The organism is Acinetobacter sp. IK31, assembly GCF_035615195.1.
Classification (GTDB): Bacteria; Pseudomonadota; Gammaproteobacteria; order Pseudomonadales; family Moraxellaceae; genus Acinetobacter; species Acinetobacter calcoaceticus_C.
The window spans coordinates 427,010-440,073 of sequence record NZ_JANBOB010000016.1 but is presented as its reverse complement, the minus strand read 5'-3'; the positions used below and the strand labels follow the sequence as shown (position 1 = coordinate 440,073).

The 13,064-nt window shown below is 41.7% G+C and carries 22 protein-coding genes and 1 pseudogene; 1 reads left to right on the top strand and 22 read right to left on the bottom strand.

Going from position 1 to position 13,064, the window contains the following annotated elements:
- Positions 1 to 16: 16 nt before the first annotated feature.
- Positions 17 to 1,189 carry an acyl-CoA dehydrogenase family protein gene (locus MSG66_RS10800; RefSeq protein WP_133971649.1) on the top strand — a complete coding sequence of 391 codons (1,173 nt, stop codon included), beginning with the start codon at positions 17 to 19 and terminating at the stop codon, positions 1,187 to 1,189.
- A 51-nt stretch (positions 1,190 to 1,240) separates the two neighbouring features.
- Here MSG66_RS10800 and MSG66_RS10795 read toward each other — a convergent pair whose 3' ends face one another.
- From MSG66_RS10795 to rpsC, 22 genes and pseudogenes are all read right to left on the bottom strand, one after another.
- Complete coding sequence (locus MSG66_RS10795) at positions 1,241 to 2,731, bottom strand: flavin-containing monooxygenase (RefSeq protein ID WP_075431077.1); 1,491 nt, start codon at positions 2,729 to 2,731, stop codon at positions 1,241 to 1,243.
- A gap of 181 nt (positions 2,732 to 2,912) precedes the next feature.
- Entirely contained in the window at positions 2,913 to 3,290 is a 378-nt protein-coding gene (gene rplQ, locus MSG66_RS10790) for a 50S ribosomal protein L17 (protein ID WP_042895180.1), read from the bottom strand.
- 18 nt (positions 3,291 to 3,308) lie between these two features.
- The gene (locus MSG66_RS10785; protein ID WP_003653641.1) at positions 3,309 to 4,316 is read right to left on the bottom strand and encodes a DNA-directed RNA polymerase subunit alpha; all 1,008 of its coding nucleotides are present in this window, start codon (positions 4,314 to 4,316) and stop codon (positions 3,309 to 3,311) included.
- A gap of 17 nt (positions 4,317 to 4,333) precedes the next feature.
- Positions 4,334 to 4,960: a 30S ribosomal protein S4 gene (gene rpsD, locus MSG66_RS10780; protein WP_005301294.1), complete on the bottom strand. Its 627-nt coding sequence runs from the start codon at positions 4,958 to 4,960 to the stop codon at positions 4,334 to 4,336.
- Between the two features lie 12 nt (positions 4,961 to 4,972).
- The gene (gene rpsK / locus MSG66_RS10775; RefSeq protein ID WP_001040166.1) at positions 4,973 to 5,359 is read right to left on the bottom strand and encodes a 30S ribosomal protein S11; all 387 of its coding nucleotides are present in this window, start codon (positions 5,357 to 5,359) and stop codon (positions 4,973 to 4,975) included.
- A gap of 19 nt (positions 5,360 to 5,378) precedes the next feature.
- Positions 5,379 to 5,735 (bottom strand): 30S ribosomal protein S13, encoded by a 357-nt coding sequence (rpsM, locus tag MSG66_RS10770; protein WP_003653646.1) that lies wholly within the window; start codon positions 5,733 to 5,735, stop codon positions 5,379 to 5,381.
- Between the two features lie 105 nt (positions 5,736 to 5,840).
- Entirely contained in the window at positions 5,841 to 5,957 is a 117-nt protein-coding gene (rpmJ, locus tag MSG66_RS10765; RefSeq protein WP_000867907.1) for a 50S ribosomal protein L36, read from the bottom strand.
- Between the two features lie 20 nt (positions 5,958 to 5,977).
- Positions 5,978 to 7,297 carry a preprotein translocase subunit SecY gene (gene secY / locus MSG66_RS10760; RefSeq protein ID WP_171056784.1) on the bottom strand — a complete coding sequence of 440 codons (1,320 nt, stop codon included), beginning with the start codon at positions 7,295 to 7,297 and terminating at the stop codon, positions 5,978 to 5,980.
- Between the two features lie 45 nt (positions 7,298 to 7,342).
- On the bottom strand, positions 7,343 to 7,783 hold the full coding sequence (rplO, locus tag MSG66_RS10755) for a 50S ribosomal protein L15 (RefSeq protein WP_042895186.1): 441 nt from the start codon (positions 7,781 to 7,783) through the stop codon (positions 7,343 to 7,345).
- Positions 7,784 to 7,786: 3 nt separating this feature from the next.
- Complete coding sequence (gene rpmD / locus MSG66_RS10750) at positions 7,787 to 7,963, bottom strand: 50S ribosomal protein L30 (protein ID WP_003653652.1); 177 nt, start codon at positions 7,961 to 7,963, stop codon at positions 7,787 to 7,789.
- A 6-nt stretch (positions 7,964 to 7,969) separates the two neighbouring features.
- Positions 7,970 to 8,467, bottom strand: a complete 498-nt coding sequence (gene rpsE / locus MSG66_RS10745) for a 30S ribosomal protein S5 (RefSeq protein WP_003653653.1) — start codon at positions 8,465 to 8,467, stop codon at positions 7,970 to 7,972.
- A 2-nt stretch (positions 8,468 to 8,469) separates the two neighbouring features.
- Positions 8,470 to 8,820 (bottom strand): 50S ribosomal protein L18, encoded by a 351-nt coding sequence (gene rplR / locus MSG66_RS10740; protein WP_005043857.1) that lies wholly within the window; start codon positions 8,818 to 8,820, stop codon positions 8,470 to 8,472.
- A 14-nt stretch (positions 8,821 to 8,834) separates the two neighbouring features.
- Positions 8,835 to 9,368: a 50S ribosomal protein L6 gene (gene rplF, locus MSG66_RS10735; protein ID WP_042895190.1), complete on the bottom strand. Its 534-nt coding sequence runs from the start codon at positions 9,366 to 9,368 to the stop codon at positions 8,835 to 8,837.
- Between the two features lie 13 nt (positions 9,369 to 9,381).
- The gene (gene rpsH, locus MSG66_RS10730; RefSeq protein ID WP_005038490.1) at positions 9,382 to 9,777 is read right to left on the bottom strand and encodes a 30S ribosomal protein S8; all 396 of its coding nucleotides are present in this window, start codon (positions 9,775 to 9,777) and stop codon (positions 9,382 to 9,384) included.
- A gap of 11 nt (positions 9,778 to 9,788) precedes the next feature.
- Positions 9,789 to 10,094, bottom strand: coding sequence for a 30S ribosomal protein S14 (gene rpsN / locus MSG66_RS10725; protein ID WP_009388045.1), 306 nt, complete (start codon positions 10,092 to 10,094; stop codon positions 9,789 to 9,791).
- A gap of 9 nt (positions 10,095 to 10,103) precedes the next feature.
- Complete coding sequence (rplE, locus tag MSG66_RS10720; protein ID WP_042895197.1) at positions 10,104 to 10,640, bottom strand: 50S ribosomal protein L5; 537 nt, start codon at positions 10,638 to 10,640, stop codon at positions 10,104 to 10,106.
- Positions 10,641 to 10,655: 15 nt separating this feature from the next.
- A complete protein-coding gene (rplX, locus tag MSG66_RS10715; RefSeq protein ID WP_002116820.1) occupies positions 10,656 to 10,973 on the bottom strand; it encodes a 50S ribosomal protein L24 in 318 nt (105 codons plus the stop codon).
- A 9-nt stretch (positions 10,974 to 10,982) separates the two neighbouring features.
- A complete protein-coding gene (gene rplN / locus MSG66_RS10710; protein ID WP_001982634.1) occupies positions 10,983 to 11,351 on the bottom strand; it encodes a 50S ribosomal protein L14 in 369 nt (122 codons plus the stop codon).
- 92 nt (positions 11,352 to 11,443) lie between these two features.
- On the bottom strand, positions 11,444 to 11,701 hold the full coding sequence (gene rpsQ / locus MSG66_RS10705; RefSeq protein ID WP_001291845.1) for a 30S ribosomal protein S17: 258 nt from the start codon (positions 11,699 to 11,701) through the stop codon (positions 11,444 to 11,446).
- A complete protein-coding gene (gene rpmC, locus MSG66_RS10700) occupies positions 11,698 to 11,895 on the bottom strand; it encodes a 50S ribosomal protein L29 (protein WP_000849928.1) in 198 nt (65 codons plus the stop codon). The genes rpsQ and rpmC overlap by 4 nt, the downstream gene beginning before the upstream one ends.
- Positions 11,895 to 12,308, bottom strand: coding sequence for a 50S ribosomal protein L16 (gene rplP, locus MSG66_RS10695; protein ID WP_002049688.1), 414 nt, complete (start codon positions 12,306 to 12,308; stop codon positions 11,895 to 11,897). The genes rpmC and rplP overlap by 1 nt, the downstream gene beginning before the upstream one ends.
- Positions 12,248 to 13,064 (bottom strand): annotated as a pseudogene (rpsC, locus tag MSG66_RS10690) (30S ribosomal protein S3). The gene rplP and the pseudogene rpsC overlap by 61 nt, the downstream one beginning before the upstream one ends.

The window sequence follows — 13,064 nt, the reverse complement described above, 5'->3', positions numbered from 1 at the left end:
CAAGGAAGAAATACAAATGCAATCTGGCGCTATTCGTCCCATTCCAAATATGTTACCAAGACAACTATTTAATGAAGAGCATGAGGCTTTTCGTGAAACAGTGCGTAAATTCTATGAAAAAGAAGTTGTTCCGAATATTGAAAAATATGAAAAACAGCAACATGTTGATCGTGACCTTTGGAATAAGGCCGGAGACTTAGGTTTACTGTGTACCACAATGCCTGAGCAATATGGTGGTTCTGGAGTAGACCGCTTGTACAGCATGATCTTAATTGAAGAACAAGCTTATGCGATGGACTCTAGTACTGGCTTTTCTTTGCATTCAGATATTGTTGCCAATTACGTGAACAACTTTGGTAATGAAGAACAAAAACAAAAGTGGTTACCGAAAATGGCCACAGGAGAAGTGGTCACAGCTATTGCGATGACTGAGCCTGGCACTGGTTCTGATCTACAAGCAGTAAGAACTACAGCCGTACTTGATGGTGACGATTATGTAATTAATGGTTCAAAGATTTTCATTACTAATGGCTATTTATGTGACATGGTCGTAGTGGTTTGTAAAACTGGCAATAACGACAAAGGTTCAGCAAACTTATCGCTCATTATTGTTGAAGCAGACCGAGCTGGCTTTAGCAAAGGTAAGCCTCTTAATAAAATTGGGATGAAAGGCCAAGATACGTGCGAATTATTTTTCGATAACGTTCGTGTCCCTAAAGAAAATCTTTTAGGTATGGAAGGCATGGGCTTTATTATGCTCATGAAAGAGTTAGCTTGGGAACGAATGCTAGTTGCTATTATTTGTCAGGCAGGAGCAGAAGCGGCATTTGCACATACGGTTCAATACACGAAAGACCGTAAAGCATTTGGTAAACATATTGGTGCATTTCAAAATACACGCTTTAAACTTGCTGAATTGAGAACAGAAATAGATTTCTGCCGTACTTATTTAGATCGTTGTATGGAATTACAACTTGAAGAAAAATTAAGTGTAGAAGCTGCGGCAGCTGCTAAATATAAAATTTCAGATATGTTCTCAAAAATTGTAGATGAGTGCCTTCAATTACATGGGGGTTATGGTTACATGCTTGAATACCCAATTGCACGTGCCTACATAGATCATCGAGCAAATCGAATTTATGCAGGTACCAATGAAATTATGAAAGAATTAATTTCTAGAACACTTTAATAGATTCATTATAAAAGGGGCATTACGCCCCTTTTATTTATCTAATATTTATTAAGATACTAGTTTTGGTTTACGCTCATTAGTTTCTGAACGTTTATGAAAATGCAGAACACCATCTTCAAATTTTGAATTTTTTAGCGATTTTTTGTCTTCTAAATAGTTATTAGTGACTTGCCATGGAGCATGCTTACCCTGTTTTGGAAGTTCATGTGCCGCACGGCTAATATAACCTGAAGACAATTTACCCATTACAGTATCTTCTTCCATTTCAGTCTTATCGCCAGATGGGATCACTTCGTCATAGTGATTTTTATCCATATAATTTAACAAGCGACAAATATATTCTGCAGCGATATCAACTTTAAGGGTCCAAGATGCATTTACATAACCAATAATCATAGCCATGTTTGGTACATCACTTAACATCACACCGTTATAAAGCATATGCTCAGATGAATTAACTGCTTTCCCATCAATAGTAGCTTGAACGCCGCCCATAATCTGAACTTGTAAACCAGTTGCAGAAATCACGATATCCGCATCAAGATGTTTACCAGATTTAAGTAAAATACCTTTTTCGGTAAATTTCTCAACTTGATCTGTTTCTACACTAGCTTTACCTTCACGCAAAATCTTAAATAAGTCACCATCAGGTACCACACATAGACGTTGATCCCAAGGATTATATGAAGGAGTAAAATGCTTCATATCAACTTTACCCTTTAACTGCACTTCAATTGCTTTTAAGAGTAAACGACGCACAGTCTTTGGATGTTTCTGTGATAATGCATAAATAGCGCGCTGCATACCAATATTACGTGCACGGGTAAATTTATAAGCTGCCTCTTCAGACATAAATTTACGCGTTTTTTCATAGATGAAGTCGATAGATGGTACACTAGCAATATATGTTGGTGAGCGCTGCAACATAGTTACGTGCCCCGCTCCACCTTTCGCCATTGCTGGTACTAAAGTAATGGCAGTTGCACCACTACCAATAATAACGACTTTTTTACCTGTGTAATCTAAATTCTCAGGCCAATGCTGTGGGTGAATGAGTTGCCCTTTAAATGCTTCTTGATTTGGGAAAGAAGGCGCATATCCCTGATCATAGTTATAATAACCAGTACACCCTACAACAAAGTTAGCAATCCAAGTTTGTTGTTTTTTCTTACCATCTTCAATTACAACCTGCCATTTCTTTGATTCAGAATCATAATTAGCAGAAAGCACACGATGACCAAAGTGAATTTTTTCTTTTAATTTATATTCATCAATTACTTCGCCTAAATACCCTTTAATAGAAGCACCATCAGCTAATACATTCGCTTTACACCATGGCTTAAAATTAAAACCAAATGTGGACATATCTGAGTCTGAACGAATGCCTGGATAACGGAAAAGATCCCATGTTCCACCAAAAGATTCACGACGCTCTAAAATTTCAAATTGGCGTTGTGGAGAATTTTTTGATAGATGAGCAGCGATTCCTATTCCTGAAATACCTGCGCCAATGATTAAAATATCAACTTGCTTTTCCATTTTATTTTTATACCCATGGTTGAGAATATAAGTTTATTAAAGCACAATTTTGACAATACACAATGTCAAGTTTGACCGTTTATTCGTTTTTTTATGTCAGTTGAGGACATTTTTATAATTTATTTAATGAGCAGAAATAAAAAAGACCGGTATAAAACCGGTCTTTTTTGAATAAAATCAATTATTCAGCTGAAGTTTTCACTTCACGATCTACAAGCTCAACGTAAGCCATCGGCGCTGCATCACCAGCACGGAAGCCCGCTTTAAGAACACGTAGATAACCGCCGTTACGTTCTTTGTAACGAGGGCCGAGTACGGTAAATAATTTACCTACAGTTGCAGCATTACGAGTACGAGCAAATGCTAAACGACGATTTGCTACAGTATCGTTTTTTGCTAGAGTGATTAAAGGCTCAGCAACACGACGTAATTCTTTAGCTTTAGGCACAGTTGTTTTGATCAACTCGTGTTCAAATAAAGAATTAGCCAAGTTTTGGAACATCGCTTTACGATGGCTGCTTGTACGGCCTAATTTCACACCACTATTACGATGACGCATGGTGATAGTCCTACTTAATTAACGGCTACGATAGGCAAAACGGTCGTCCATACGAAGACTAGCTGGTGGCCAGTTTTCAAGACGCATACCGAGTTGTAAGCCTTTCGATGCCAAAACATCTTTGATCTCTGTTAACGATTTTTTACCAAGGTTAGGAGTTTTTAACAACTCAACTTCAGTACGTTGAACAAGATCACCAATGTAGTAAATATTTTCTGCTTTCAAACAGTTAGCAGAACGAACAGTAAGCTCTAGATCATCTACTGGGCGAAGCAAGATTGGGTCAACTTCTTCACGAGGCTCTTGAGCAACTGGAGTTTGGTCTTTCTGAAGATCAACAAAAATTGCAATTTGTTGTTGCAAGATTGTTGCCGCTTTGCGGATTGCTTCTTCAGGATCAACCGTTCCATTTGTCTCGAGGTCGATTACCAGTTTATCTAAATCGGTACGTTGTTCTACACGCGCATTTTCAACGGTGTAAGAAACACGCTTAATCGGGCTATAAGAAGCATCTAATTGCAAACGACCAACAGGACGTGTTTCACCTTCAGGGAAACGAGAATCAGATGTTTCATAACCACGACCTTGAGCAACCTTCAAGCGCATTTTTAATGAGCCTGAAGCACTCAAAGTACCTATTAGATGTTCTGGATTAACCACTTCAACATTATGAGGTAAACGAAGATCAGCAGCAGTAATTTCGCCAGGACCTTGTTTCTCTAATGTTAAATATGCTTCATTTTGATCGAACAGCTTAATAGACAATCCTTTTAGGTTCAGCAAGAGCTCGACGATGTCCTGCTGCAAGCCTTCTAAAGTACTGTACTCGTGCTCGACACCTTCTATCTCAACTTCAACCACAGCAGCGCCAGGTAAAGAAGACAATAGAATGCGACGTAAAGCATTACCTAGAGTATGGCCAAAACCACGCTCTAAAGGTTCTAGAATCACTTTTGCCGAGGTCCCGCTAACCGCTTCGACCTTGATCGCTTGCGGAGTTAGAAACTCGTTTGCAGTACGCGTCATTATTGCTACCTCAAGGATTATTTAGAATACAATTCTACAATCAAGCTTTCATTGATTTCAGCAGGTAAATCAGCACGATCTGGTGCAGCTTTAAACGTACCTTCAAGCTTAGAATGATCAACATCGATCCAAGCTGGAATACCACGTTGTGCAGCCAACTCAATCGCGTTTTTAATACGCAATTGTTGTTTAGCACCTTCGTGAACCGCAATTACATCACCAGCTTTAACTTGAATAGATGCGATGTTTACACGACGACCATTCAAAGTAATGCTACGGTGACTTACTAACTGACGAGCTTCTGCACGTGTAGAACCAAAACCCATGCGATAAACAACGTTATCAAGACGGCTTTCAAGCAATTTCAACAAGTTCTCACCTGTTGCGCCTTTAACACGAGCTGCTTCTTTATAGTAGTTACTAAATTGACGTTCTAACACACCGTAAATACGACGGACTTTTTGTTTTTCACGTAATTGTAGTGAATACTCAGATTGCTTACCACCGCGTGCCTGACCATGTTGACCAGGTGCTTTGTTAGCTTTTTTAGTTTTGACGTCAAAAGGTTTAACGCCAGATTTAAGTTGCAGGTCTGTCCCTTCGCGGCGAGAGAGTTTGCATTTTGGACCAATATAACGAGCCATGAATGTTTCTCCTTACACGCGACGTTTTTTAGGTGGACGGCAACCGTTGTGAGGAATTGGCGTCACATCGGTAATGCTGTTAATTTTATAACCCACTGCGCCTAATGCACGAACCGCAGACTCACGACCTGGACCAGGGCCTTTTACAAGGACATCCAGATTTTTCAAACCGTAATCTAAAGCTGCTTTACCAGCAACTTCAGCAGCTACCTGAGCAGCAAACGGAGTTGATTTACGTGAACCACGGAAGCCTTGTCCACCAGAGGTGGCCCAAGCCAATGCATTACCTTGACGATCAGTAATCGTAACAATGGTGTTATTAAAAGACGCGTGAATGTGTGCAACACCTTCAGAGACGGTACGGGTGACCTTCTTGCGTGTGCGAGTATCTTTAGCCATCTTTTAGCTTCCAGAAATCTTACTTTTTAATCGGTTTGCGCGGACCTTTACGGGTACGTGCGTTAGTTTTGGTGCGTTGACCACGGACAGGCAAGCTGCGACGATGGCGAAGGCCGCGATAGCAACCCAAATCCATTAAACGTTTAATGTTCATGGAAATTTCGCGACGTAAGTCACCTTCGGTAGGAACCTTAGCAACTTCTGCACGAATCGCATCAAGCTGAGCATCGTCCAACTCACGGATCTTAGTAGTCTCAGTAATACCAACTGCTGTTAAGATATTCTTAGCAGTATGGCGACCGACACCAAAGATGTAAGTGAGGGAGATAACAGCATGCTTGTTATCCGGAATGTTTACACCGGCAATACGAGCCATTCACTTTCTCCAAAAAGGCAGTAGAGATAATCAACCGCCCCACAAAATCTTGAGGGGCGGATATTAACCCAATTCGCCTACTGAAATCAACAGGTCTTGATTAGATTAACCTTGACGCTGCTTATGACGAGGTTCTGCGCTACAAATTACGCGAATAACCCCATTACGACGGATAACTTTACAGCTACCACAAATTTTCTTTACAGAAGCTTGTACTTTCATGATGAAACCTCTAAGTGCGCTTATCCCTTAGGATGAGCAGTCGTTTTTCTCATTAATGTTTGATTATCATATTGATGAGATGTTAAGTGCGCTTGTAGCTGAGCCATAAAGTCCATAACAACGACAACTACGATTAGTAATGAGGTACCACCCAAAGAGAATGGGATCCCAAAAGAACTTTGTAGAATCATTGGCATTAGACAAATGACCGTAATATAAATCGCACCAATAAACGTCAAACGATTAAGAATATGATCTAAGTAACGAGCAGTTTGCTCACCTGGGCGAATACCAGGCACATAAGCTCCGCTGCGTTTTAGATTTTCTGATACTTCCTTAGGGCTAAATACTAAAGCCGTATAAAAGTAACAGAAAAAGATAATTAACGCACCAAAGAGCACCAAATACAAAGGCTGTCCAGGCGACAATACTAAAGCTAAATCTTGTAAGCTACGCTTAATTAATCCAGCATTTGCATCTGCACTTCCTACCCATTGACCAAGACTCGCTGGGAACAAGAGTAAAGAACTTGCAAAAATCGCAGGAATCACACCAGCCATATTAATTTTCAATGGCAAATGCGTCTGCTGTGCTGTAAATATACGACGACCTTGCTGCTTTTGTGCATAGTTTACTGGAATACGACGTTGTGCTTTTTCAATAAACACAATGGCAGCCAACACACCTAAAGACAAAAGACCAAAGATCACAAGACCAATTAAGCTTGTCTGACCATTATCTACTGATGAAACTGATTGCATAATTAAGTTAGGCAAACCAGAAACAATACCAGCAAAAATAATCATTGAGATACCATTACCAATACCTCTTTCAGTGATTTGTTCACCTAGCCACATTAAGAACATAGTTCCAGCGACAAGTGATGTAACTGCTGGTATATAAAACTCAAGACCAACTGACAGAGTAATACCCTGACCAATCAAACCTGCGCACATACCAACTGCCTGAACCACTGCAAGCAATAATGTACCCTGACGCGTATATTGATTAATTTTACGCTTACCTTGCTCACCTTCCTTTTTCAAGGCTTCTAGTGAAGGAATTACTGTAGACATTAACTGCACAATAATTGATGCAGAAATGTAAGGCATAATCCCTAAAGCAAGAATAGACATTCGCTCTAAAGCACCGCCAGAAAACATATTGAATAGCCCAAGAATAGTTCCTTGGTTCGCTTGAAATAAATTTTCTAACGCAGCATTATTAATGCCTGGTACTGGAATATGCGCTCCTAGTCGAAAGACCAGCAATGCACCGATTAGAAAACTCATCCGGCGAATAATTTCACGATATTTCACGTGAAATGGCTGACCTTTCATCATGTTGACATGACCTGAAGAACTAGGAGACATAGACACTCGAGATTACTCCTCGACTTTGCCGCCAGCTGCTTCAATCGCAGCTTTAGCGCCTTTAGTCAATGCAACACCTTGAACAGTGAATGCACGAGTGATTTCACCAGAAAGTACGATACGAGCACGAATTTGGTCACGACGAACAACATTCGCAGCTTTCAAAGTTTCTAGGCTAACGATGTCGCCTTCCACTTTGTTTAACTCAGATAAACGTACTTCAGCAGTTTTTAAAGCGATTTGGCTAGTGAAACCGAATTTAGGTAAACGACGATAAATCGCTGTTTGACCGCCTTCAAAGCCTGGACGAACGCCACCACTTTTACGTGATTTTTGACCTTTGACACCACGGCCACCGGTCTTACCAACGCCAGAACCGATACCACGGCCTAAACGAAGGTTTTCACGTTTTGCACCTTCTGCAGGCGCAAGCTCATTTAAACGCAGAGTCATGGCTTATTCCTCTACACTAACCATATAGTAGACTTTGTTGACCATACCACGGTTAGAAGGCGTATCTTGCACTTCTACAGTATGACCAATACGACGCAGACCTAAACCTTGTAAGCAAAGCTTGTGATTTTTCAAGCGATGTGAAGAAGATTTAGTCTGGGTAACTTTAATCGTTTTCATGATTCATTACCCTTGAATTTCTGCTACTGATTTACCACGTTTCGCAGCGACTTTCTCAGGAGAAGTCATATCACGCAAACCTTTGAAAGTTGCGTTCACTACGTTTGCAGCATTAGTAGAACCATAACATTTAGCAAGTACGTTATGCACGCCTGCAGCTTCTAGAACGGCACGCATTGCGCCACCAGCGATTACGCCGGTACCTTCAGAAGCAGGTTGCATGTATACACGGCTTGCACCATGACGAGCATTCACAGGGTGTTGTAAAGTAGTACCTGCAAGGTCTACAGTAATCATGTTGCGACGTGCAGCTTCAAGTGCTTTAGAAATAGCAGCTGGAACTTCACGTGCTTTACCACGACCGAAACCAACACGACCATTACCATCACCCACAACAGTTAATGCTGTGAAAGAGAAGATACGACCACCCTTAACAACTTTGGCTACACGATCAACGGCAACCAGCTTTTCAACAAGACCTTCGTTTTGTTCAACTTTAGCCATGATTAGAACTCCAAGCCGTTTTCACGAGCAGCATCAGCCAAGGCTTTGATACGACCATGATATTTAAAACCAGAACGGTCAAATGCAACTTTAGTTACACCAGCTGCTTTCGCGCGCTCTGCGATTAAAGTGCCTACTTTAGTAGCCGCATCTACATTACCTGTAGTACCGCTACGTAAAGATGCATCCAAAGTTGAAGCTTGCGCTAAAACTTTGCCACCATCTGCTGAAATAACTTGAGCATAGATGTGACGCGGAGTGCGGTTTACACACAAACGAGTCGCACCCAATGCACGGATGTGCAAGCGTGTGCTTTTCGCACGACGCAAACGGGTTTGTTTCTTTTCGTTCATAAGAACCTCGCGCCTTATTTCTTCTTAGCTTCTTTACGAAGAATGACTTCATCCGAATAACGAACACCTTTACCTTTATATGGTTCAGGAGAACGATACGCACGGATTTCTGCCGCTACTTGACCTAACAACTGCTTGTTTGCTGATTTCAAAATGATTTCAGTTGCAGTTGGAGTTTCCGCTGTTACACTTTCAGGTAAAGCGTAGTCAATTGGGTGTGAAAAACCAAGGTTAAGGTTTACAACGCTACCCTTAACCGCAGCTTTATAACCAACACCAACTAGCTGCAACTTACGTTCGAAGCCTTCACTAACCCCTTTTACAAGGTTATTCAATACAGCGCGAGCAGTACCAGCTTGCATCCAAGCATCTTTCGATTCTTTAACTGGAGCAAGTTGAAGTTTACCTTCTTCCTGTTTTAGCTCGACCAGCGCATGCAGGTTGAAAGACAACGTACCTTTGCTGCCTTTCACTTCGACCTGCCGGCCGTTCTGAGTAACTGTTACACCATTCGGTACAGTTACTGGGGCTTTAGCCACACGAGACATGAGGAATCACCTATTAAGAAACAAAAGCAATAACTTCACCACCAACGCCCGCAGCACGTGCAGCGCGATCAGTCATGATGCCTTTGCTTGTAGAAACAATTGCAATACCTAAACCTTGCTTAACGCTTGGAAGTTTATCTTTGCCACGGTATTGGCGAAGGCCTGGACGGCTTACGCGCTTAACCACTTCGATAACTGGTTTGCCTTCGAAATATTTTAAAGTAATTGTCAAAGTAGATTTTGTCTCTTCTTGAGCAACTTCTACATTTGAAATATAACCTTCTTGTTGAAGAACGTTTGCAATTGCAACTTTCAACTTAGAAGAAGGCATAGAAACGGTTTGTTTCTTAGCCATTTGTGCGTTACGAACACGTGTTAGCATGTCGGCAACGGTATCTTGCATACTCATTTAGTCGCTCCTTACCAGCTTGCCTTAACAACGCCTGGTACATCACCCTGCATTACTGTGTCACGTAATTTGTTACGGCTTAAACCGAACTTACGGAAGTAACCATGAGGACGACCAGTTAAACCACAACGGTTACGAAGACGCACCGGAGATGCATTACGTGGCAATGCCTGTAACTTTAACGTCGCTTCGAAACGCTCTTCTTCACTTGCATTTACGTTTGCAATAGTAGCTTTTAATTCAGCACGTTTTGCAGCGTATTTAGCAACTGTTTTTTCGCGTTTCAATTCGCGATTAATCATACCTTTCTTAGCCATATCGACCTCTTATTTGAACGGGAAGCCGAATGCACGCATAAGCGCACGGCCTTCGTCATCGGTGCGAGCAGTCGTAGTAATAGTAATATCCATACCACGAATACGATCAATCTTATCGAAATCGATTTCAGGGAAAACGATTTGCTCTTTCAAACCCATTGAGTAGTTACCACGACCATCAAATGATTTCGAAGAGAAACCACGGAAGTCACGGATACGAGGGATTGCGATTGAGATCAAACGATCCAAGAATTCGTACATTTGGTCGCCACGTAAAGTAACTTTACAACCAATCGGCCACCCATCACGGATTTTAAAACCTGCGATAGATTTACGAGCAAGTGTAACTACTGGTTTTTGACCAGCAATTAATTGCATGTCGACTACAGCACCATCTAATAATTTCTTATCAGTTGCAGCTGCGCCCACACCCATGTTTAGGGTGATTTTTGTGATGCGTGGAATTTCCATCACGTTCTTAACGCTAAGTTCTTCTTTTAACTTGGCTTTAAGTTCATCATTGTAACGTGCTTTAAGTCTGGCCATTGCCTTTTCAACCTATTACTTCGCTACCGCCACTGATTCACCATTTGATTTATAAACGCGAGTTTTCACGCCATCAATCACTTGGTAACCAACACGGTCAGCCTTTTGGGTTGTAGCATTTAAAATTGCCACGTTTGAAATATGAAGCGAAGCTTCTTGAGTAACAATACCGCCTTCAGCGCCAGTTACACGATTCGGCTTTTGATGCTTCTTCACTAAGTTAAGGCCTTCAACCTTAACGCGGTCTTCAGAAACAGACAACACAGTACCCTGTTTGCCTTTTTCTTTACCTGCGATCACAATAACTTGATCGCCTTTTTTAATCTTAGCCATGATTGCCTCTTATAGAACTTCAGGAGCCAATGAAATGATTTTCATGAACTGTTCAGTACGAAGTTCACGAGTCACTGGTCCGAAGATACGAGTAGCAATCGGAGCTTTGTTGTTGTTCAGGATAACTGCAGCATTATCATCAAAACGGATCACAGAACCATCTGGACGACGAATGCCGAATTTAGTACGAACTACAACCGCATTCATCACGTCACCTTTTTTAACACGTGCGCGTGGGATTGCTTCTTTTACAGTAACTTTAATAATGTCGCCAACAGAAGCATAACGACGATGTGAACCACCAAGTACTTTAATACATTGTACGCGGCGAGCACCACTGTTGTCTGCTACGTCGAGCATAGTTTCGGTTTGAATCATTGCCCTACTCCAAAACCGAGCATCACCGGTCACAATTTCGAAAGGCTCAAAGAGTACTCGAAATTGTCCGATGATGCAACAAGAACGTCGAATTACTCAGCAGCTGCTTCAACTACTTCCACTAAAGTCCAAGCTTTAGTTTTAGAAATTGGGCGGCTTTCTTTAATGGTTACAACATCACCAATTTTAGCGACGTTATTCTCATCATGAGCGTGTAACTTAGTTGAACGGCGAATTGACTTGCCATACAACGGGTGTTGAACGCGGCGTTCAATAAGAACAACAATAGATTTATCCATTTTGTCACTTACGACTTTGCCGGTTAACGTGCGGACTGTTTTTTCACTCATTGTCCGTTCCCCTGTTTTTCGGTAAGGAGTGTCTTAATACGAGCAATTGTCTTACGAGCAACTTGCACTTCGTGCGATTTACCCAACTGACCAGTTGCTTTCGCCATACGAAGACGGAATTGGTTAAGCTGTTGCTCATCAAGCAAAGCTTTCAACTCTTCTACCGACTTTTCACGTAAATCTTTAGTTTTCATTACATTACCGTCCGAGTCACGATAGTGGTTTTAAACGGAAGTTTAGCAGCAGCTAAAGCAAATGCTTCACGCGCTAATTCTTCGTTCACACCTTCAATTTCGTACAGGATCTTGCCTGGTTGGATCTGGCAAACCCAGTATTCCACGCTACCCTTACCTTTACCCATACGCACTTCAAGAGGCTTTTGAGTAATTGGCTTATCCGGGAATACGCGAATAAAGATTTTACCACCACGCTTAATACGGCGGCTAATAGTACGACGTGCAGCTTCAATCTGACGCGCAGTCATACGACCACGTTCAGTTGCTTTAATTGCAATCGAACCAAATGATACTGTACTACCACGATGCGCTAGACCAGTATTACGGCCTTTGTGCACCTTACGGAATTTGGTACGTTTAGGTTGCAACATGGATTATTCTCCCTTGTCAGCAGCACGGTCACCGCGACGACCACGACGCTCTTGACCTTCACCACGACCACGACCACGTTTAGCTGGACGATCTTCAGCAGGAGCAGGGTTCATGACTTGTTTCATGCCACCTAAAATCTCACCACGGAAAATCCAAACTTTAACACCAATCGTACCGTAAGTTGTTTCTGCACGCACAGTCGCATAGTCAATATCTGCACGTAATGTATGCAAAGGTACACGACCTTCACGATACCATTCTGTACGAGCAATCTCTGCACCACCTAAACGGCCAGACACTTCAACTTTGATACCTTTAGCACCAGCACGCATAGTGTTTTGAACCGCACGCTTCATAGCACGACGGAACATTACACGCTTTTCTAATTGAGAAGCAATTGCTTCAGCAACTAAACGCGCATCTAAGTCTGGGCGATCAATTTCATTGATACTTACTTGCGCAGGAACACCCATAATGCTGGTAAGTTCGCGCTGTAATTTCTCAATATCTTCGCCTTTTTTACCGATTACGATACCAGGACGAGCTGTGCTAATTGTTACCTTAGCAGCGCCTGATGGACGTTCGATAAGAATATTACTGATCATCGCATTCTTAAGTTTTTTATTTAAAAACTCACGAACTTGAAGATCTTTAAGCAAATATTCAGCGTATTGTTTCGGACTCGCATACCAGTTAGCGTTATGACGTTTCACAACACCTAGGCGGATACCGATTGGATGAACCTTCTGACCCAT

Bases quoted from the DNA above. Each gene is read 5' to 3' on its own strand.
- MSG66_RS10800 (WP_133971649.1), top strand. From the start codon at position 17: ATGCAATCTGGCGCTATTCGTCCCATTCCAAATATGTTACCAAGACAA.
- MSG66_RS10795 (WP_075431077.1), bottom strand. From the start codon at position 2,731: ATGGAAAAGCAAGTTGATATTTTAATCATTGGCGCAGGTATTTCAGGA.
- rplQ (WP_042895180.1), bottom strand. From the start codon at position 3,290: ATGCGTCATCGTAATAGTGGTGTGAAATTAGGCCGTACAAGCAGCCAT.
- MSG66_RS10785 (WP_003653641.1), bottom strand. From the start codon at position 4,316: ATGACGCGTACTGCAAACGAGTTTCTAACTCCGCAAGCGATCAAGGTC.
- rpsD (WP_005301294.1), bottom strand. From the start codon at position 4,960: ATGGCTCGTTATATTGGTCCAAAATGCAAACTCTCTCGCCGCGAAGGG.
- rpsK (WP_001040166.1), bottom strand. From the start codon at position 5,359: ATGGCTAAAGATACTCGCACACGCAAGAAGGTCACCCGTACCGTCTCT.
- rpsM (WP_003653646.1), bottom strand. From the start codon at position 5,735: ATGGCTCGTATTGCCGGTGTAAACATTCCGGATAACAAGCATGCTGTT.
- rpmJ (WP_000867907.1), bottom strand. From the start codon at position 5,957: ATGAAAGTACAAGCTTCTGTAAAGAAAATTTGTGGTAGCTGTAAAGTT.
- secY (WP_171056784.1), bottom strand. From the start codon at position 7,297: ATGAAAGGTCAGCCATTTCACGTGAAATATCGTGAAATTATTCGCCGG.
- rplO (WP_042895186.1), bottom strand. From the start codon at position 7,783: ATGACTCTGCGTTTAAATGAGCTTGCGCCTGCAGAAGGTGCAAAACGT.
- rpmD (WP_003653652.1), bottom strand. From the start codon at position 7,963: ATGAAAACGATTAAAGTTACCCAGACTAAATCTTCTTCACATCGCTTG.
- rpsE (WP_003653653.1), bottom strand. From the start codon at position 8,467: ATGGCTAAAGTTGAACAAAACGAAGGTCTTGTTGAAAAGCTGGTTGCC.
- rplR (WP_005043857.1), bottom strand. From the start codon at position 8,820: ATGAACGAAAAGAAACAAACCCGTTTGCGTCGTGCGAAAAGCACACGC.
- rplF (WP_042895190.1), bottom strand. From the start codon at position 9,368: ATGTCTCGTGTGGCTAAAGCCCCAGTAACTGTACCGAATGGTGTAACA.
- rpsH (WP_005038490.1), bottom strand. From the start codon at position 9,777: ATGAGTATGCAAGATACCGTTGCCGACATGCTAACACGTGTTCGTAAC.
- rpsN (WP_009388045.1), bottom strand. From the start codon at position 10,094: ATGGCTAAGAAAGGTATGATTAATCGCGAATTGAAACGCGAAAAAACA.
- rplE (WP_042895197.1), bottom strand. From the start codon at position 10,640: ATGGCCAGACTTAAAGCACGTTACAATGATGAACTTAAAGCCAAGTTA.
- rplX (WP_002116820.1), bottom strand. From the start codon at position 10,973: ATGGCTAAGATTAAAAAAGGCGATCAAGTTATTGTGATCGCAGGTAAA.
- rplN (WP_001982634.1), bottom strand. From the start codon at position 11,351: ATGATTCAAACCGAAACTATGCTCGACGTAGCAGACAACAGTGGTGCT.
- rpsQ (WP_001291845.1), bottom strand. From the start codon at position 11,701: ATGAGTGAAAAAACAGTCCGCACGTTAACCGGCAAAGTCGTAAGTGAC.
- rpmC (WP_000849928.1), bottom strand. From the start codon at position 11,895: ATGAAAACTAAAGATTTACGTGAAAAGTCGGTAGAAGAGTTGAAAGCT.
- rplP (WP_002049688.1), bottom strand. From the start codon at position 12,308: ATGTTGCAACCTAAACGTACCAAATTCCGTAAGGTGCACAAAGGCCGT.